The organism is Arthrobacter sp. StoSoilB20 (assembly GCF_019977295.1).
GTDB classification, from domain to species: domain Bacteria; phylum Actinomycetota; class Actinomycetes; order Actinomycetales; family Micrococcaceae; genus Arthrobacter; species Arthrobacter nicotinovorans_A.
In genome coordinates this window covers 1,271,295-1,289,988 of sequence record NZ_AP024651.1, presented here as the reverse complement: position 1 = coordinate 1,289,988, position 18,694 = coordinate 1,271,295, and the positions used below count along the sequence as shown (strand labels likewise).

The 18,694-nt window shown below is 60.0% G+C and carries 20 protein-coding genes; 12 read left to right on the top strand and 8 right to left on the bottom strand.

Annotated features, from left to right (window positions below; all coding sequences use genetic code 11):
* The first annotated feature begins 2 nt into the window (after positions 1 to 2).
* From LDN85_RS05990 to LDN85_RS05975, 4 genes are all read left to right on the top strand, one after another.
* On the top strand, positions 3 to 1,691 hold the full coding sequence (locus tag LDN85_RS05990; protein ID WP_223944863.1) for an NERD domain-containing protein: 1,689 nt from the start codon (positions 3 to 5) through the stop codon (positions 1,689 to 1,691).
* Positions 1,692 to 1,767: 76 nt separating this feature from the next.
* Positions 1,768 to 4,287, top strand: coding sequence for a sigma-70 family RNA polymerase sigma factor (locus LDN85_RS05985; RefSeq protein WP_223944862.1), 2,520 nt, complete (start codon positions 1,768 to 1,770; stop codon positions 4,285 to 4,287).
* 24 nt (positions 4,288 to 4,311) lie between these two features.
* Positions 4,312 to 4,992 (top strand): DUF6308 family protein, encoded by a 681-nt coding sequence (locus LDN85_RS05980; RefSeq protein ID WP_172324565.1) that lies wholly within the window; start codon positions 4,312 to 4,314, stop codon positions 4,990 to 4,992.
* A gap of 212 nt (positions 4,993 to 5,204) precedes the next feature.
* Positions 5,205 to 6,548 (top strand): hypothetical protein, encoded by a 1,344-nt coding sequence (locus LDN85_RS05975; RefSeq protein WP_223944861.1) that lies wholly within the window; start codon positions 5,205 to 5,207, stop codon positions 6,546 to 6,548.
* Here the strand turns inward: LDN85_RS05975 and LDN85_RS05970 are convergent, their stop codons facing one another.
* Positions 6,549 to 7,931, bottom strand: a complete 1,383-nt coding sequence (locus LDN85_RS05970) for an EamA family transporter (protein WP_223944860.1) — start codon at positions 7,929 to 7,931, stop codon at positions 6,549 to 6,551.
* 87 nt (positions 7,932 to 8,018) lie between these two features.
* On the opposite strand from LDN85_RS05970, the gene LDN85_RS05965 reads away from it, so the two are divergent.
* On the top strand, positions 8,019 to 8,522 hold the full coding sequence (locus tag LDN85_RS05965; RefSeq protein WP_223944859.1) for a MarR family transcriptional regulator: 504 nt from the start codon (positions 8,019 to 8,021) through the stop codon (positions 8,520 to 8,522).
* A gap of 30 nt (positions 8,523 to 8,552) precedes the next feature.
* Complete coding sequence (locus LDN85_RS05960; RefSeq protein WP_223944858.1) at positions 8,553 to 9,146, top strand: hypothetical protein; 594 nt, start codon at positions 8,553 to 8,555, stop codon at positions 9,144 to 9,146.
* A 42-nt stretch (positions 9,147 to 9,188) separates the two neighbouring features.
* Here LDN85_RS05960 and LDN85_RS05955 read toward each other — a convergent pair whose 3' ends face one another.
* The gene (locus tag LDN85_RS05955) at positions 9,189 to 9,383 is read right to left on the bottom strand and encodes a hypothetical protein (protein ID WP_223944857.1); all 195 of its coding nucleotides are present in this window, start codon (positions 9,381 to 9,383) and stop codon (positions 9,189 to 9,191) included.
* On the bottom strand, positions 9,380 to 9,745 hold the full coding sequence (locus tag LDN85_RS05950) for a hypothetical protein (protein ID WP_223944856.1): 366 nt from the start codon (positions 9,743 to 9,745) through the stop codon (positions 9,380 to 9,382). The genes LDN85_RS05955 and LDN85_RS05950 overlap by 4 nt, the downstream gene beginning before the upstream one ends.
* 268 nt (positions 9,746 to 10,013) lie before the next feature.
* Here LDN85_RS05950 and LDN85_RS05945 point away from each other — a divergent pair, with 268 nt between their 5' ends.
* The 3 genes from LDN85_RS05945 to LDN85_RS05935 all read left to right on the top strand — a co-directional run bounded on the left by LDN85_RS05945 (position 10,014) and on the right by LDN85_RS05935 (position 12,369).
* On the top strand, positions 10,014 to 10,952 hold the full coding sequence (locus LDN85_RS05945) for a VCBS repeat-containing protein (RefSeq protein ID WP_223944855.1): 939 nt from the start codon (positions 10,014 to 10,016) through the stop codon (positions 10,950 to 10,952).
* 108 nt (positions 10,953 to 11,060) lie between these two features.
* A complete protein-coding gene (locus LDN85_RS05940; RefSeq protein ID WP_091550959.1) occupies positions 11,061 to 11,300 on the top strand; it encodes a PLDc N-terminal domain-containing protein in 240 nt (79 codons plus the stop codon).
* A gap of 4 nt (positions 11,301 to 11,304) precedes the next feature.
* Entirely contained in the window at positions 11,305 to 12,369 is a 1,065-nt protein-coding gene (locus tag LDN85_RS05935) for a hypothetical protein (RefSeq protein ID WP_223944854.1), read from the top strand.
* Between the two features lie 58 nt (positions 12,370 to 12,427).
* Here the strand turns inward: LDN85_RS05935 and LDN85_RS05930 are convergent, their stop codons facing one another.
* Both LDN85_RS05930 and LDN85_RS05925 read right to left on the bottom strand, forming a co-directional pair.
* The gene (locus tag LDN85_RS05930) at positions 12,428 to 12,733 is read right to left on the bottom strand and encodes a transcriptional regulator (protein ID WP_223944853.1); all 306 of its coding nucleotides are present in this window, start codon (positions 12,731 to 12,733) and stop codon (positions 12,428 to 12,430) included.
* Positions 12,730 to 13,173 carry a hypothetical protein gene (locus tag LDN85_RS05925; protein ID WP_223944852.1) on the bottom strand — a complete coding sequence of 148 codons (444 nt, stop codon included), beginning with the start codon at positions 13,171 to 13,173 and terminating at the stop codon, positions 12,730 to 12,732. Before LDN85_RS05925 ends, LDN85_RS05930 begins: the two co-directional genes overlap by 4 nt.
* 133 nt (positions 13,174 to 13,306) lie before the next feature.
* Here LDN85_RS05925 and LDN85_RS05920 point away from each other — a divergent pair, with 133 nt between their 5' ends.
* On the top strand, positions 13,307 to 14,494 hold the full coding sequence (locus LDN85_RS05920) for a TerC family protein (RefSeq protein ID WP_223944851.1): 1,188 nt from the start codon (positions 13,307 to 13,309) through the stop codon (positions 14,492 to 14,494).
* 20 nt (positions 14,495 to 14,514) lie between these two features.
* Here the strand turns inward: LDN85_RS05920 and LDN85_RS05915 are convergent, their stop codons facing one another.
* The 3 genes from LDN85_RS05915 to LDN85_RS05905 are packed head-to-tail and all read right to left on the bottom strand — an operon-like array spanning position 14,515 to position 17,020.
* Entirely contained in the window at positions 14,515 to 15,117 is a 603-nt protein-coding gene (locus tag LDN85_RS05915) for a TetR/AcrR family transcriptional regulator (protein WP_223944850.1), read from the bottom strand.
* A gap of 27 nt (positions 15,118 to 15,144) precedes the next feature.
* A complete protein-coding gene (locus tag LDN85_RS05910) occupies positions 15,145 to 15,996 on the bottom strand; it encodes an alpha/beta hydrolase (RefSeq protein ID WP_223945432.1) in 852 nt (283 codons plus the stop codon).
* Between the two features lie 28 nt (positions 15,997 to 16,024).
* The gene (locus LDN85_RS05905) at positions 16,025 to 17,020 is read right to left on the bottom strand and encodes an NADP-dependent oxidoreductase (RefSeq protein ID WP_223944849.1); all 996 of its coding nucleotides are present in this window, start codon (positions 17,018 to 17,020) and stop codon (positions 16,025 to 16,027) included.
* 188 nt (positions 17,021 to 17,208) lie between these two features.
* Here LDN85_RS05905 and LDN85_RS05900 point away from each other — a divergent pair, with 188 nt between their 5' ends.
* Positions 17,209 to 17,421, top strand: a complete 213-nt coding sequence (locus LDN85_RS05900) for a hypothetical protein (RefSeq protein ID WP_026542949.1) — start codon at positions 17,209 to 17,211, stop codon at positions 17,419 to 17,421.
* A gap of 101 nt (positions 17,422 to 17,522) precedes the next feature.
* Positions 17,523 to 18,674, top strand: a complete 1,152-nt coding sequence (locus LDN85_RS05895) for a hypothetical protein (RefSeq protein ID WP_223944848.1) — start codon at positions 17,523 to 17,525, stop codon at positions 18,672 to 18,674.
* Positions 18,675 to 18,694 lie beyond the last annotated feature (20 nt).

The window sequence follows — 18,694 nt, the reverse complement described above, 5'->3', positions numbered from 1 at the left end:
AAATGAGATTCATACCCGAAGAACCGCATTTCACTGAGGGCCAGAGTGCAGAACGTTCAGTGTGGGAAGCCCTCAATCGAACCCTCCCGGACGATGCTGTGCTAGCCCACTCCGTTCAGCTGCGGGATGGCAGGGCAGAACATGAGATCGACATTTTGGTCCTCTGGCCGGGGGTGGGCATGGCGGCGATCGAAGTCAAAGGTGGCCGAATCTCCGTGGAAAATGGTCAATGGTTACAGTCCGACAGGGGCGGAAGCCACAAGATTCAGAGCCCGGTAGTGCAGTCTCAAAGTTCTCACCACGCCCTGAAGAACTGGCTGGGGCGGCAGCTCGGTACACCGCTGACCAGTCGCTTCGCCTACATGGTCGCGTTCCCCTACACCTCCGTTCCAAAGGAGTGGGGCATGGCTGGGTGCCCCCGCACTTTGGTTCTGGACGACAGACAATGCGAGTCGCCGGCTGAACTCGTCCGGAGGGCCATAGAAACAGAGGGTGGCGGTGCCTCACCACTGGCGACCGCGTTCATGGAACGTATCGAACGACAGCTTGCCGGGTCACTTGATGGCGGCACCGGCGCCCCCGTGAGTCCAAGGGAAGACGAGGACACCCAAGACCATCTAACTGAGCGCCAAGCAGTCTTGCTCCAGGCAACGCGTTCCCTTACCCGCGTTCGCTTTACCGGTGGGGCGGGCAGTGGGAAGACGTGGCTTGCTGTCGAGAAAGCCCGAATGTTGAGTAAACAAGGTAAGCGCGTCGGTCTCTTTTGTTACAACAAGGGATTAGGGCAATACCTGCAAGACCGGGTCTCGTCGTGGCGGCAAGCCAAACCAATCTTCACCGGCGAATTTCACGAGTACGTTCGCCAGCTTGGGGTGCCTGATGGCAAGGGCCAGGACTACTTCGATGTAGAGATGCCACGGCTTCTCCGGGAAATGGCCGGCACTATGCCCGCACACCAGCGACTGGATGCGGTGATCGTTGACGAAGCACAGGACTTCGCCCCTTTATGGTGGGAAGCATTGCTGGCATGCACTGCTGACCCAGAGAACGGCGAAGTTTATGCCTTCATGGACGACCGCCAGGACGTTTACAAAAGATGGGGCGGGCTCACGGCCGACCTCAACCAAGGACCTACAGCAACCTTTGTCCCCATCCACATCGACGAGAATCTGCGGAACACCCGAAAAATTGCGGAAACCTTCAAACCGTTTGCCGGCGAGCATTTCACGCCGCGAGGCAGCACCGGACTACCCGTTCGTAGAGTCCACTGCTCCACCGACGAAGCCCTCGACGTCGCGGGGGACTGTGTAGAAGCGCTAATTGATGAAGGGTGGGCAAATAACCAGATAGCCCTACTGACCACCAAGGAAAGGCACCCCGTTCATCTGGACTACTTTGACCGTGGTGCCACCGAGGAATACTGGCGCGAATTTCATGCGGGTGATGCGGAGTTTTATGGCCATGTCTTGGGGTTCAAGGGACTTGAAAGATCCGTCGTCATACTCTGTGTCAACGGCTTTAAGGACATGGCCCGAGCCGCCGAACAGCTCTACGTCGGGTTGTCCCGGGCACGGAGCTTGCTGGTCGTCGTGGGTGATTCAGAGCTCCTGGAAGAAGCGGGCGGACGGGAACTGAAGCACTCCCTTGCGCGCGCTGAGGCTTGGGACTACTCGCTGGCGGTGCCCGGATGAGCATCGCAAGCAATATTGTCCGGGCCTTCCATTAGCCTTCAGTAAGGAAGCACCACACAGTCCGATGGGGGATGAAATGCCGGAGTTGGTCGACGCGGAGTCGAACGGAATGACAGATCGGGTTCAGAGGCGTCTCCACACTGACCAGGTCTCAGTTTCCACATCCTATGACTACGCCTTCTTGTACGCCTGGCAGCAAGAGGCACTCAAAGCCTGGCACTCCAACGCCCGCCGCGGCGTTGTTGAGGCCGTCACTGGTGCCGGCAAGACACGAGTAGGAATCGCCGCAGCTTTCGAGGCGATTCGGCAGGGCATCAAAGTGCTGATTCTTGTGCCCACCGCTGAACTTCAGCGCCAGTGGTTGTCCTCCCTTAAGCGTGACCTCCCCGCCGCCCGACGAGGCGCTCTTGGCGATGGTCGAACCGACACCTTGGACGACGTTGATGTCCTTGTCGCCATCGTTCATTCGGCTTCCAATCGAATGACGCTGCGTAGCCACAAGGCCGGTTTGATCATCGCCGATGAATGCCACCGGTACGCCGCCCCTATGTTTACCGGAGCGTTGCAGGAAGGCTACGCGTGGCGCCTTGGGCTGACGGCAACCTACGAACGTGCTGACGGCGAGCACGAGAATCTACTGACTCCATACTTTGGCGGGGTCGTCTACAACCTCTGGTACGACCGCGCACTGGCTGACGAGGTCATTGCCCCCTTCGATATCGCGCTTGTCGGTGTGGAACTGACTCCAAGCGAACAGGTCAACTACGATGACCTTTCAAACACGATGTCTGAAACCTCCAGACATCTCGAATCGTATGCCGGTATCCCCCGCCGACCATTTCACAGGTTCGTTGCGGCGGTCGCCTCATTGGCCGCGTCGGAGTCCCCGAGCCGCGAGGCAACTCTGTCGCGAAAGTACATGCGGGCCATGGCGTCCAGGCTAACCCTGCTGGCGGATGCAAAGACCAAATATCATGCGCTCGCTGCCATTAAGGAGATCGTTGACTCCTCAAACGGCACACTCGTGTTCACTCAGACACAGGATTCTGCGAAGCGCGCTCAAGAGCTCTATACGGCCTTGGGCTCGACGGCCTCTGCGCTGTTCAGCGGAATGGCAAAGGAGGACCGGCGTCAAGGGATGGACGATTTCCGAAGCGGGGCCTCCCAGATTCTTGCGGCACCAAGGCTCCTCGACGAAGGTATAGACGTCCCGGAAGCAGACCTTGGCATCATCGTCGCCGCCAACCGAAGTCAACGTCAGATGGTGCAGCGGCTCGGCCGCGTCATCCGCAAGAAGGCAAATAATCGCGCCGGCCGCCTCGTCGTCCTCTATTCAAAGGGCACCGTGGAAGACCCTGACATTCAGGGCGAAGAGTTCCTGGGGAAAGTCCTGCCCTTTGCTGATCACGTGGAGTTCTTCGATATCAAGCACGAACTTGACCAACTGAAGGACTTCCTTCGTCCAAAGGTGCAAGTATCGGCCCCTATTGCTTCCGAGGGCCAGGCAGTTTTTGAGCCACGGACTTCTGTGGCAGAAACTGCATCAACTGTCCCCGCTGTCCCCAAGGAGCCCGAATCAGATGCACCCACCGCGTTCGATCTTCAGGATGACGGTTGGCTCGAAGGACTCGGAGACATCTCGGGCTACAGCGCCGACAGCGTCGCGGACTACCTGAAGCGGGCCTCGCAAGCAGATTTGCTTACAGCACAGCAAGAGGTTGAACTCGCACGTGAGATCGAAGCCGGTCTCTACGCTCAGCACTTACTAGACGATACGGCTTGGCGCAGCAGGAAGCTCTCCCGCGAGCTAACTCAAATCGCACAGCTCGGGGAAAGCGCCATGCACTCCCTCATCAGCGCCAACCTCCGTCTTGTTGTTTCCATAGCAAAGCGCCACACCGGACAAGGCATGGACTTCCTTGATCTCATACAAGAAGGCAACATCGGCCTGCATCGTGCGGCCTGTAAGTTCGATTACTCACTTGGCTTCAAGTTCTCTACCTATGCCACGTGGTGGATACGCCAGGCAATTACGCGGGCTTTGGCTGATCAGGCACGCCTCATCAGGCTTCCGGTCCACATCGTGGAGCAGGTCAACAAGATTCAGGGAATCCTTCGGGAAGCAGACCGCGCCGGGATCAAACATCACGTAACGGAGCTTGCGAAGCTTTCGGACAACACTGTCGAAAAAGTAGAGCACCTTCTCACCGCGTCCAGGTCAGTTCTCTCCTTGGACTTTCTAGTACCGGACGGCAGAGGCGGGATGGAGAGCCTTGCTAACCAGCTTATCGATCCTTATCCGCTGGACGTTGATGAGGTTATTGCCGCAGAGCAGTTGACGGCCGAGGTTCATGCGGTTCTGGATACGCTGACGGAGCGCGAGGCTGGAGTGATCGCCCTGCGCTTCGGACTTACGGACGGTGAACAGAAAACGCTGGATGCCATAGGGCAAATTTACGGCGTTACACGAGAACGAATCCGCCAGATTGAGGCCAAGACTTTGGTGCTCCTGAAAGACCCTGAGCGCTGTCGACGTCTCAGGGAACACTACTACGGCGGCGTCACAACTCCAGTCGAAGATTCCGCATCCGCCTGACCGCGGAGACCAAAAGGAGCAAACATGACATTGCCGAAAATCCTCTCACAAAGCAAAATCGATGAAGCCGCTGCACTGGTCGGTGAGTACTACACGAAGCTTTACCGTAACGACCTCCCGCAGACCGGAAGCCGATTCGACGATTGGGCAGGTGGGGGCGATAAAGGAGAAGTCGCGCATATCATCACTGCAGACGACGTCCTCGCTGTTTCGTTTCTATCCGTACAGGTGACTGCGAGAGCTGCAATCGGACTCATCGAAACCCATGCCGGTGAGGTGTCAGAGCTCCTCAAACGGATACCGACAGACTTGGATCTCTCCGCTGTTGCCCCTGACGAGTATGCCGAAGTCCTGGGCTCGCAGAGTCCGGCGAATCAACTGTGGCGTCTGCTGCGTGGCAGTGACTCCTATCGTTGGGGAATTGGGCCCACTACCGCCAGTAAGGTCATGGCGAGAAAGCGCCCACGGCTCATCCCAATCTTCGACTCGGTAGTGGGACCACTCATGGGCCATCCGACCTGCGACGGCCAATGGGAGACTTGGCACTCTGTTCTAACCGACGGTTCCGGCCTACCCGAGCGGCTAAGAATGATTCGTAGGAGGGCAGCGATTGACCACGACATCTCCGATCTTCGCACCATGGATGTCGTCTTGTGGATGTTCGGCAAATCGCAAGGTATGGCTGTTCATCAAGAGGCTGGCTAAGGATGGACATCCGGTACAAAATACTTGGCTGTTGCGTTCGCTCCGCTTGGAGGGAGCGTTAACCTCCGCTGACTCTTCTAAGCACACATCACTACATCATTGAAGGGCCGAGGCAAATACAATTTAGGTTGAAAAGCGATAGCATGCCTCAGCTGCATCGATTCCGAAATAGTCTAATTTAGACTTCCACCTTTTGAGCAAGGACATTCACAATGACAGCCGATGGTAATGCACTTGTGCCAGTTTGGACCTTGGCTACAGAGCCGGTCACCGTGCCCCAACTGTTCGCCGACGAGACCCTCACTTCGGCACGGCTCACAGAACTGCGTACAGTGCTCGCTGCTCTGGCAGATTCCTCCATCGCAACCTTAGAAATTCATCCGCGATCTACCATGCGAACCCGCACCAACGGCATCGCACTCAACGCAGCCAGCCCGCTCGCACAGCACTTGACGCAGCTCGCCGCGCATACGGCTAAGTCGGCACCGCCGACAGTCAATATTGCCGCAACGGGTGACGTACTTTATCGCATGGTAGTCCCTGCAAAAGTCGCTGCGCAGCTAGGCCAGGGGCTGGTCAAACCGATGGCCTCAACGGCTGCTGCAGGAGGTGTATACAGCGCACTCCGCGACTCCGCTGGCATTGTAGCCAATGCCACATTCGTGCCAGTTACGGGTCTGGCATCAACTTCAGCTGTAGCCACTGGAGCGACAGCTGCTGCTGGGGCAGCAACTGGCTCAGCCGCAACTGCTGGTGTGGCCGTCGCGAGTGCCGGAACCTTGACCGTTGCCGCACCGCTGGTGCTCATGGCCGTTTCCGTCGGCGTCAGCGCTTACGCAGATCATCAGCGTCAAAAAGCCATCCAAAAAATAACGGACCTCTTAGAGCAGCTGAACGACGAAAAGCTCGTCAAGGAACATACTTCGTTAGAGGCATGCGGTGACGCCGTCGCTGCCGCAACGTCGGTCCTTCTCGATGAAGGCGAACTCGGCCTGTCACTCGGACTCGATTCGGCGGTACACGCCATCAACGAGGCGTTCACCACAGTTCGAACTCGGCTCCGAAACTGGGAGGCTGCCCTTGATGGCGTTGACGGTCCAATCGATCTAGAGGAGCTGACCAAAGCCTTTCCTGGCATCGACGAAGAGCGCGGACGATTCCGGGCGCAATTGGAAATCGCGCGGCTGGCGATTGCTCTCAAGCGCAGGGTTCTTGTCGTTCAGGCGGTCGATCACGCCCAGAAGAATCCGAATAATCTCTTTAAGAGCTTCATCAGCAAACTAAACAAAACCCAAAAAAGCGTTGACGAGTTGGAGGCGCGCATAAGTTCAATTCTTCAACAGTTGTCAAAACTTGAGCTGAGGCGCCCGCGCGGATTCCGAGTGCCAGCATTCACATCTGGTGAGGTAGACAAACTACTTAGTGCAGCCTATCGCCTACGGGATCTAGGCGAGGGCACCTACGCGGGGAGCCAAAACGCTGATGTAGCAATCGAAATCGAACGGGACAGCGACGGATCCCTGACTGTTTTCGCCGCGATCGCGGTGAAACCGTGACTACAAAGGTTGAGTTACAGCAAGCAAAGAATCGCCAGAATAATCCGGGAGCAACAACATGAACGCCCCTGGCAGCAAAATGAAATCAATCATGGTCTCCGTATTAGATGCATTAGCAGGGGCTCTTGATGAGAGCCAACGGCGCAGGGAAGCCCTCCGTACCCTAGGAATCGACCCATCCAGCGATAAGTATGAAGAAACAATTGGGAAACTTGCACTTGCGATCATTGAGCTACAGACGGACAGAGAATCTAAGGAGAGCGGTCTAGCGGAGCCAGAGTCCCGCCCGGACCGCTGACATAGACGAAACTGACGACGGACCATCAGAGCAGGTGGCCACGTGTTAAGTCTGCTTTTTGGCGACAACGAGTGCACCGGCCTGCGTTCGCACAAAGACCCGTGTATCTGCACCTCTGCGGGTCCTCGTCGATGTTCTTGTCCCACGTGGAGACAACCGCTTCGCGTGGCGGTAGGTGGCGCCCATCCCCCCCCAGGCCGTTGCACCAAACCCACAGCCCCCAGCACCAACGCCGCGCCGACCAACTGCCACCCCGACAACGACTCCCCCAGGAACACAAACCCCAGCGCGGTAGCCACAAGCGGGCTCAGGAATCCCAGGAACGACACCACCATCGTCGGCAACCGCTCAATGCCCCGGAACCACACTGCGTATGCGGCCAGTGCCCCGATGACGCTGAGGTAGGCGAAGCCCGCCAGGTTGGGTCCGGAAACCGACGCAGGCAGCCCTTCAACCACCAACGTCACGGGCAGCAGCATCACCCCACCCATCGCTAACTGCAGGCCAGTGAACCCGAGCAGCCCCACGCCGTCGGGCCTTCCCCAACGTTTGGTGAGAACTATGCCGGCCGCCATGCTCAGCGCCGCCGCCATCCCGGCAAGCACACCCACAAGAGTCAGCGTCGCGTCGGATCGAAGGACGAGCAAGCCGACACCCGCGGCTCCCACCCCGCAGGCAATGATGTGAGCCATGCGGATCCTCTCCCCCAGCAACAGCACGCCAAGAAAAAGCACAAACAGAGGCTGGATGGACATGACCAGCGCTGCGAGCCCACCCGGCAGTTGGTACGCGGTGAAGAACAGCAAAAAGAAGAACAGCCCGATGTTGAGCGCACCCAGCGCCGCGGCTTTGAACCACCAACTCCCCCGCGGCCACGTCCGGGTGACCACCATGAGCACGATCCCAGCTGGCAGGGCCCTCACGGTTGCGGCCAGGAGCGGCCGGTCGGCGGGGAGGAACTCCGTGGTCACCAGGTAGGTGGAGCCCCAAACCATCGGGGCAAGGGCGGTGATGAAGAGGTCGCGAGGGGTCGCCTTGGACGCCCCAACTCCCGCCCTGCTGGCAACCGCTGCAGATGAACTCATCTTTCACTTCCATACATTTCGATGTCAAACTATTTGATGTAAGACAATGTAGGTGCTGTACTGTTTGAGGTCAAGCATGGGAGGACGATGGACCGCGACGCAGTGGACATGATTCTTGAGCAGTGGAACGCGGAGCGACCCGACGTGGACGTCAGCTCCATGGGCGTTCTGGGCCGGCTCAACAGGGCGAGTCGCCTCGCCTCGCTCGAGGTGCAGAAGTTCATGAACCAGTTCGGGCTTGAGCCCTGGGAGTTCGACGTCCTGGCAACGCTTCGCCGGTCGGCTGCCGAAGCTCCATTGACGCCAGGGCGACTCGCCAGCCTCACCATGATCGGTTCTGCGGCCATGACTAACCGCGTGGACCGGCTCGTAAACCGCGGCCTGGTACATCGCGAGACCAACCCCGAGAACCGCCGGCAACTCCTCATCAGCCTCACACCCGAGGGACTCGCCCTGGTGGACGACGTGGTGGAGCACCACGTCGAGAACCAACAGAAGATGCTCGAGGGCCTCTCCAAGGCTGAGCAGACACAACTGGCAAGCCTGCTGCGCAAGTTCCTGCTGACAAACAACGACGGCGAACCCTCCTAAGCGGTCGTGTCGCCCATGCGAGGATGAGGCGTGGACACTTCCTCTGAGCAACTGGCGATGGCAATCGGTAAAGCGCTGGGCGGCGGACAGGCAAGCGCCTACACCGGCACCTCGTATTGCCAGAGCGGCAACCACTTGGTGATGAGGCATGCAATTTCGGTGCACCCGAGGGTTTTCATGTGGACCGCGAAGGAACTGCCGGACGGACGGACCCGAACCTTCGACCCCCGAAGACTGATCATCCAGACCGACGGCGTCGATGATCCTTACGGCCTCTCCATAGACCGCATCCCGTTCTCGTTTCCTGAAGCTGTACAGCTCTCGTTCCCGCTCTCCCTACCCATCTGGGGTCGGCAACTGGACGACTACCACCCTGTCGCTTGTGAAGTGAACGGCTCGGACACGACACTCCTCCTGAGGCACCGAGTAGACCGGACAATCTTCGGGTCCTTCACCTTCGAAAGTGAAAGCGGCATCGCGAAAACCCTGTTCACGCCGACGACGGCACTAAAACTGGAGCGCGATCTTCCTCCGGACAACGGAGAGCACGACTTCGGCTTTGTGGCCGGCTTCGGTGACCCCGATCTGCAGAATCGCCTTCGCCCAGACGGAAACACCCATTAACAACGAGATGGCCCGCGGACATCAGTCCACGGGCCATCTGGGTCACTCAACCTCGTTGGGCTCCTGCCGGGATGCCGTACGTTTGCGCCGCCGCAACTCATAAACGCCGTAGCAACCGAAACCCAGCATGAGAACAGCAGCACCGGCACGCCACCATGCGAAAGGTTGCCAAACCGCGAAATTGACGGCCATGACGAAGAACATCACTACTTGGAGTGGATGCGGAGCCCTTTTCACCGCTTGCTCCTGCAAATAAGGCGCCCGCGCGTGGTGAGCTCACGGTACATTCCGAGGATCGCAGCAATGCTGAGAAGAGGGGTCGGTACAAAACTCAACGGGTGTCCCCTGAGAAGCAACGCCAACGTGGTCACCATTACGCAACCAGCGCTGAGTCCGGCCATGCCCGCTTCCGCCGAATCGGACGGCACCCACCCCCACTTCTTGTAGTGCAGGGCTGCGGCAAGGAGGAGCATCAACAACAAAATGCCGACGACGAAGATCATCGGTTCAGGAACCAGCCCCACAGACACCACACTCGCCCCCAGGATGAGTGACAACGTAATCGAGTACTGTTTGGTCTTCATCGTCGTTGCCGGCACAAACTCTCCCCCTGAAAACGGAATTGCTTTGACTCCCACAGCCTGAGCCCACAAATCGCCCTCTAGGTGTCAGAATCCGCGAAACTAGGTGCTGTCAGGACCAAAATAGGTGGCGAAAAGCCCGAAAATGAGTGCTCAAACACAGCCTCTAGGTGCTCCTACCCGGACCGTCAAAAGTCTGAACCTCCCACCCCTAACAAAAGCCACCCAGCAGGACTAGGCTCCGTTGCATCGCGTGATGACGATGTTGCTGATGGGGGTAACAGTGATGATCAGATCAAAATCGAGCAAGAATTCCTGCCACAAAACACAGGGAAAACCAAGGCGCCCACTTTTCATAGGGACAACTCTGGCCGCGATCGGGGCCCTGCTCCTGGGCACCACAGCACTTCCAGCACAGGCAGCCCAGCCGGGCACACGCGCAGCGAACGTCCCGGCAAACAACTGGGACTACGTCAACATCAACACCGGATACAACGACGACGTCCTGGCAAGGGATACTGCCGGCGACCTTTGGGTTTACCCCGGGGACGGCAAGGGCGGGTGGAAGAACCCCCGCTTCAAGATGGGCGAGGGCTGGAACGTGATGACAGCCATCATCGGTGCGGGCAAATTCCAAAGCGAGTTCAACGACGACCTTCTTGCCCGCGATACCAACGGCGACATGTGGCTCTACCCCGGCGGTTACGGGTACCTCAAACCACGAACCAAAGTGGGAGTCGGCTGGAATGCCATGACGGCAATCATGGGTCCGGGCGACTTCGACGGCGACTACTGCGCCGATGTCATCGCCCGCGATGCGGAAGGCCGACTCTGGTTGTACCCCGGGGACCACGCCGGCGGCTGGAAACCCCGGAGCCAAATTGGTGTCGGCTGGAATGTGATGACAGCTTTGATCGGGCGCGGTGACTTCAACGAGGACGGCAAGCGGGACGTCATGGCCCGGGACACCAGCGGAGCACTGTGGCTTTACCCTGGCGACGGCAAGGGCGGGTGGCTGCCCCGCATGCAGGTGGGCGAGGGCTGGAATGCCATGACGGCGATCATCGCCACCGGAAGATTCGACGGCAACTACCCCGGCTACTCACAGATCATCGCCCGCGACGCCAACGGAGACCTTTGGCTCTACCCCGGGGTCGGCAGCCGTCACTTGGAACCAAGGAAGAAGATCGGGGAAGGCTGGAACGTCATGACCGCGCTCATCTGACCCAACTGAAGCGCCACTAAGAAGCAGGCACCCAAGGAGGGCTCCGGCGTCGTACGTTTGCAGCGCCAGTGCTACTTTGTACGGAAGCTGCTGGTTCAGGGGGATGACATGGAAGCTTGGGAATGGGTCTTGGTGCTGCTGGCGGGACTGTCCGCGGTATTCGTGATGGGAGCGAACATTTGGGCAATCTTCGATGTCCTGCGCCAAGACGGCCTCGACCAAATTGCGCGGATCCTGTGGGTGCTGCTGTTCTTCGTGGTGCCGCTGTTCGGTGTTGTGGTGTGGCTGTACGCGAAGCCGCGGCTGACTAACATGAGCGGAGGCATACGCCTTCGCAGAACCCTTTAGTGCCATGAATTCACTGCTGCAAGGCCCCCGAGGGCGTCGCCTCTGCCTTGAACTCGCCATGGAAATGGACCAGGACATCCGGATCGCCGTCTTCCACCTCGGGTATAACCTCGATCCCGGCGCCGGCACGTCACGAAAACTTTTGACGATGAATCCCTCCGGCGAGGCAACGCCTCCCCCACCGGAGCCAACCGTGGATGAGCTCGCAACACTGATCAGGTCCTTGGATTTTCGGAGCATCACGGACGAGCTGGTTCAACACGCCCTACAACGCGCAGTGGATACCGCCAGATACTGGCAGGAGCCCGACGGCGAAGACGTCCTCGCCGCCGCACCCGAGATAACGAATGCCCTATGCCACGTCGCGGAGGGCGTCCTCGGGACATCTGCGGCAGAATCGTGGACCAGTGAGGCTGAGGTGAAGCAGTGGAGCATCGATTGGCGTTCGGCGGGAGACCCTGCGCCACTCGCCGGAAATCCCCGTCAGAAGCTGGCAGAGTGGTCGCGCAATCAACGAACCGGGGAGGATCGTGCTGCATGGGAACGCCCTGCAGACATCAGGGCCAACGTCGGCGGCGAGTGGTGGTCGACACCCCACAACCTCATGCAGACGACCGGGCAGATTCCCCAGGGACTGAATCTGGTGGAGGACTCGTTGGGGTGGGAGAACGCCACCGCCATCCCTGTCGCGGGAACGGGCAGGATCCTGGAAATCGAGTCGGCAGAGGTCTGGATCGAGCTGTGCAGGATGTTCCCACTCGAAGTGACTGCGTCTCGTAGGCATGACTGGTTCCGCACCACCGGCCGCCAAGGCCGCTGGGTCATCCCCAACTGGGAACGGGCAAGCTCACGTTGGGACGCTGTGCACCTCCCCATCAACGGCTATCTGCACCTTGCTGGGCGGGCGCTCGACGTGGACCCTGTGGAAGGAACGGCAAGTGTCATCGCCGGATGGAACCCCGACACCACGTTCTGGCTCAACGACGTAGTCCGCGAATCCGGGGAGCCCCGTCAGCATTGGCACCGGCCGCCTAACCAGGACGAGTGGCAGTTGGCTTCGGCGGGCTGAACCCACCCACGCAACCAGCCGCCGTCGTGCGTTCCCGCCATGGAACCGCCGCGGTTGGTTAGCCGCCCGCAATCTCCCGCAGCGTCTGCAGGTGCGCCGCCCACACGTCCCGCCCCACGGCGGTCAAACTCGCGGAAGTCCTCGGAAACTTCCCGGCGAAGCTCTTCTTGATCTTCACAAACTCAGCCTTCTCCAGGATGGCCAGTTGCTTGCTGAGGACAGAGTCGCTGACTTGGATGGCGTCCCGCAGGTCCTTGAAGTCCAGCGACTCGGCCTTGGCCAGCGCAGCCATGATGGAAAACCGGACCGGCGAGTGCACTATCTCGTTGAGCTGGTGGCGCGGGTGTTCGGCCGGGGTGCTCATGCGCGGAGCTCGCGGAAGGCGGCGGCGAGGCCAATGGCGGCCAGCGCGATGGCGGCCGGGATGTAGAACCAGAGGTTGCCGGTCGGGAAGTAGATAGCGCCGCATACGAGGGCCACGACATAGAGCCCGAAGTACCCCAATAGAGAGGTCAGGAACCGCTTGGTGTACCCGGCTTTGGTGGAGCGTTGAAACATTGGCCAGATGCTCGCGGTGATAGCTCCCCAGGCGCCTACGGAGCCTGCCAGCAAAGCAGCGCCGTATCCCGTGTGAGTCACAATGTGCATCCCGATCATCAGCAGCGAGCCCATGATGGCCAGGCTGGTGAACATGACGGCCACGGGCCAAGCCGCTGCATTGATGGATGAAGCACCCACTGAGTCGGCCCTCGCAAGGAGTTCGCGTGCTTCAGCTGGTGTCATGCTGCCGGTGGTCTCGTACATGGTTTCCCCCAAAGTTGTGCGGATCCCAAGACAGCCTAGTTAGCGCGCGAACCACCACTCCCGGTAAATTTAGAAAAAGAGTTTGACCCTCGGTGAGCAACACCACTCGCGCGCCTCACGAAAGCAGGATCATATGACCGTCTCTCCCCTCATTTGGGGCATCACCATCGTCGTCATTCTGGCGCTTCTGGCCTTCGACTACTTCTTCCACATCCGCAAGGCACACGTCCCCTCACTCAAGGAAGCGGCCATCTGGTCCTCCATTTACGTGGGCCTGGCTGTGGTCTTCGGCATCCTGGTACTGGTCTTCGGCGGCGCCCAAATGGGGTCCGAGTACTTCGCCGGCTACATCACGGAGAAGGCCCTCTCGGTAGACAACCTGTTCGTGTTCCTGATCATCATGGCCAGCTTCCGGGTGCCGCGTGAGGATCAGCAGAAGGTCCTGCTTTTCGGCATCGTGTTCTCGCTGATCGCCCGCACCGGCTTCATTTTCCTGGGCGCCGCGCTGATCAACTCGTTCGCGTGGGTGTTCTACATCTTCGGCCTCATCCTGCTGCTCACGGCCGGCAACCTGCTCAAGCCCGGCGACCACGGGGACGATCAAGCGAACAACTTCATGATCCGGCTCGCCAAAAGGCTCTTCCACACTACGGATAAGTACGACGGCGATAAGCTCTTCACCACCGTCAATGGCAAGCGCGCCCTGACTCCCATGCTCCTGGTAATGGTGGCCATTGGCGGCACGGACATCCTGTTCGCCCTCGACTCCATCCCGGCAATTTTCGGCCTCACCCAGAACGTATTCATCGTCTTCACCGCCACGGCGTTCTCACTGATGGGCCTGCGCCAGCTCTACTTCCTGATTGACGGCCTGCTTGACCGCCTCATCTACCTCTCCTACGGCCTGGCAGCCATCCTCGCGTTCATCGGCGTCAAGCTGATCCTGCACGCCCTGCACGAGAACAACCTGCCGTTCATCAACGACGGCGAGCACGTCAACGTCATCGAGATCAGCACCGGCCTCTCGCTGAGCGTGATCATCGGCGTCCTGATCGTCACCGTGGTGCTCTCCCTGATCAGCCCGGCGGGCAAGGCCCAGACGGCCATCAACAACGCCCGCCGCCACGCCGTCGATTACCTGGACCTCGACTACACCGCAGACGCCAACGAGCGCGAACGCATCTACCGCGCACTCACCGCGGAAGAGGCACAGATCGTCCAGATGCCGCTGAAGTACCGCAACAAGGCCAAGGACGTGGACACGATCCGCGAGCAGGTCAAGGAAGCGCATCGCCAGCACGAGGCATTCCTCAACCGCTAAATCCCGCCACGGCTAAGACCTCAGGCGCCCAGGAGCACGCTGATCTGATCCCGGATCTCGTCGCCAACCTGGGCGTCTGTCATTTCCATGGTGGCCGAGGACGTCATGCTGATGAACATGATGGACGATGTGATCCGCGCCAGCTTTCCGGGGTCGCGGGCCAGCAATTTCTTATCCCGGCCCAGGACGTCGGCAATGGCTTCTTCGGTGCGCATGGTCAGGGACAACGCCTCCGCGTGGTGCGGCTCGGAGGGATCTCCGAAGACGATTTCCTTGAGGTATGTCCGGCCATTTTCGATCTGGACGCGGTTGCATTCAATAATCGGCCGGATGATGGCCATCACCGCATCCAGCACCGCCGCTTCAGCGGACGCCGCGTCCACGCCTTTGGCCAGCGCTTGGGCGTACTTGACGTTGTGCACCAACAAAAGCAGCTCCGCCTTGGTCTTCGCGTACAGGAACAAGGTTCCCGAACCGACGTCGGCCTTTTCAGCTACTTGCTGGGTAGTGACCTCATCCACCCCGTACTGGGTGAAAAGCTCACGGGCTGCCGAGGTGATGCGGTCAAGCTTTTCCTGCTTATTCCGCTCACGTCGGCCAAGGGTCTGGGGCGCAGGCTGCATGGAGCTACCGTATCAGCGGGCGCCACATCATCGGCCCAGGAATTCGAGGGCTACGGGAACAAAGCGGTCGTGGAACTGGAAGATGCCGCCGTGCCCGGAGTCCGGGTAGATGACCAGTTCGCTGCCCGGAATCCGCCGGTGCATATCGCTCGAAAGTACCGAGGGGACCATGCGGTCGTTGTCGCCGTTGGCGATCAGCGTCGGTTGGCTGATGACGCCAAGATCGGCCGACGGCGACAATCCCCACCGGCGGATGGCTTTGAGTTGCGTCTGGAATGCGCCGAGCTTGATGGGCGCCTCGCGGTTGGTGGTGCGTTCCTTGAGCCGGTTGATGAAGGCCCTTGCGGCGGGCTTCCCTGCTGCGTTCCGATTGAAGAACAGGAATTCCTTGGGGTCTTGCCGCGTGAGGGTTCCCCGGAGAACGTCGTAGTACGTAGTGCCGATGATGTTCTGGATGCCTTCTCCACCTGCAGGGCCGGTGCCAGCGAGCACCATCTTGCGCACCATGCCGGGGTGCTTGAGGACCAACGACTGGGCGATCATGCCGCCAAGGGAGAATCCGAAAAGATCCACCTGCGGATAGCCGAGGGCCTGAATGAAGGCAGCGGCGTCGTCGGCCATGCTTTCGATGCTGTCCGGAACATCGCCTGTGGACGCACCCACTCCGCGGTTGCTGAAAGTGATCACGTGGTGCTTCGCAGCGATGGGATCGATGATGCGCGGATCCCAGTTGTCCATGGTCCCGGCGAGGTGGATCAGGAAGACCACCGGCACCCCGCCCTTGGGTCCCAGTTCGCGATACGCATAGGTGACGCCCCCGGCCGTCACCGTTTTTGAAGGAACCTGCAGATAGCTCTGGTTGTGCTGCTCACTCATGATGCTTGTCCTATCGGGTGGTTGATGGTGGCTAGAGGTGGCTGACGACGGTCTTGCCACGGACGCCGCCCTTTTCCAGGGCAGCAAGGACATCGGCCGTCTGATCGAACGGGACCACCCGGCCCAGAACAGGCTTGATCTCCCCGGCATCGATCAGCGCCGCAATTTCCCTCAGCTGGTTGCCGTCTGCGTGCATGAAGAGGAACTCGTAGCTGACGCCCAAGCGGCGGGCCTTGCGGCGGATGCCCGAGCTCAGCAGCGTCATCGCGCCCAGCAGTACAGGATTTCCGCCCAATTGGCGCGCGAAGCCGGCATCCGGCGGTCCCGCAATGCCGATAGCCTTGCCGCCCTTTTTCAAAACCTTCAGGGACCGCTCCAGGTTCTCGCCGCCGAGGCTGTCCAGCACGAGGTCGTAATCGTGAAGGATCCCCACGAAGTCCTCGGTGCGGTAGTCAATCACCACGTCCGCGCCAAGTTCACGGACAAAGTCCTTGTTCCCCGCGCTGACCGTGGTGGCAACCGTCGCGCCCAGGTACTTGGCCAGCTGAATGGCAATGGAGCCCACTCCCCCGGCACCGGCATGGATGAAGACCTTCTGGCCGGGGCCAACGTTGCCGCGCTCCACCAGTGCCTGCCAGGCGGTCAAAGCTACCAGCGGCAGCGAACCCGCTTCCTCCATGCTGATGGTGGCCGGTTTGATGGCCAGGTCTTCCTCGGCCACGGCGATGCGCTCCGCGAAGGTTCCAATCGTGTCGTTGCCGGGTCGGGCAATGACCTCATCGCCGGGCTTGAAGGACCGCACCTTGGGCCCTACCTGCAGAACGACACCGGCAACGTCATGGCCCAGCACCTGCGGAAGCTTGTACGGGAGGATCAGCTTGAACTCCCCCAACCTGATCTTCTCGTCCAACTGATTCAGGCCGGCTGCGTGGACCTGGACCAGCACATCGCGCTCGCCGAGCACAGGCTCAGGGACGTCGATCTGCTGCAGCGGTTCCTTGTACTGGTTGAGGACGAAGGCTTTCATGCGGGTTCTCCTGATTAGAATTTCTGACTTGACTCAATTATGAGTGTACTCAGTAAATTAAGCAAGGGGCAGCCCGAAGGGCTCCCCGAAAGGTCCTTGTTGCAGCAAAGTAAGCATGCTTAGCTTAAGAACACCCCGGCTCCCACCCTCCAGCGGGAGTCGGATTCCGAACCCCAAAGGAGAGACCCATGGCAACCTGCGATACGTGCGGAAACGAGTACGACAAAACCTTCACCATCACCCAGGGAGAACGGACCGGCACCTTCGACAGCTTCGAATGCGCCATTCACGCGATGGCCCCCAATTGCGGACACTGCGGCTGCCGCATCCTCGGCCACGGCGTGGAAAACGAAACCGGCATGTTCTGCTGCGAGCACTGCGCGCAGCACACCGGCGCATAGTCGGCAGGTACGCGTTCACCGCTGGCCCCGCACTACATAATGGTCGGGTGGGATGGCGGAAGAATGATGGCGCGAAAGAGCGATGGCGCACTAAAACACGATTGCCCCTGATCGTTGAGGCCCTGGTGGGGCGCGAAGAGGATCCCGCCGTGCGGCGGCTGATCGATGTCTTCGGCGGTCACCCGGTGGCAGCCAAGGAACGGCTGGTGGGCGAACCCGCTTACCTTTCGCGGCGGCTGCAGTTCGCCTCTGGCAGCGAAATCATCATGCACGACGACGCCGTCGTGGCAGTCGCGCTGCACGCAGCACCTACCGGGTTCGCACCGAAAGGGTTCAATCTTTCCCAGTGGATCCCGGGTCTGGACAAGAACGCCACCCTTGCCGACCTCAAAGCCGCCATCGACGCGCCCCGCACCCTCGGCGGCATGGGATTCATGCTGGACGGCGCGTATGCCGAACCAAGCTTCAAGAACAATCGCGGCTGGAATGACCCCGGCAACCTCCTCAGCATCAGCTTCACAGTGGAGGCTCCGCAACGCGCCTGCCGCCCTGAGGATGACGACTGCCCAAGCTGCAGCGATCTCCTGGTTCGAGCTAAGGCCCCGGGCAGCGGAGTCGACGTGGAGAACACCGTCGCCGCGCTCGCCAGCGCCGCAGCCGCGGGACTGATCACTGAGAGCGTTCGCTGGGTTCCGCTCGCCGACCTCCAAGCACTCCGCGCATCCCGGCTCATGGAACGGGTGGAGAGCCAACTCAGCTGCACGGCGTGCAAGCGAATCATCTGCCTGACCCTGTATCGCGAGTCACCAGCCACCTTCATATACACCGTATTCAACGAAGCCCGGCAGCGACCCCTCGAAGCCATCCCGCCGGTTGAGCAGTGGGGTGATGAACTGAGGCTCGCCCAGGACCGCGACACCATGCACTACGTGGACCACCAGCCTGGCTCGTGGTTCCTGGTGGAACAGCAAGGATCCCTTTTCCTGGAAGCACGGTACTGGCGCAACTCGATGGTGGATTCCTCGGCCCTGATCCGTTTGGACCAAGGCGAGACCGACTCCTACCGGACCGGCGGACACGATTACCTCTCCGAGCTCGTCAAGCAAATCGACAAGAGCGGGCCCCACACGGATGGGTCTCCGTATTTTCAGAGGGACCTCTACCGCGGGCCGGACAGTGCCAACTTGTCCAAGAGTTTCGCGGCAGCCATTGTGAATCACACGTGGATTGCGGAGCAGCGGCGAGGGTCGTGATGCGCGCTCGACTCTCTCAG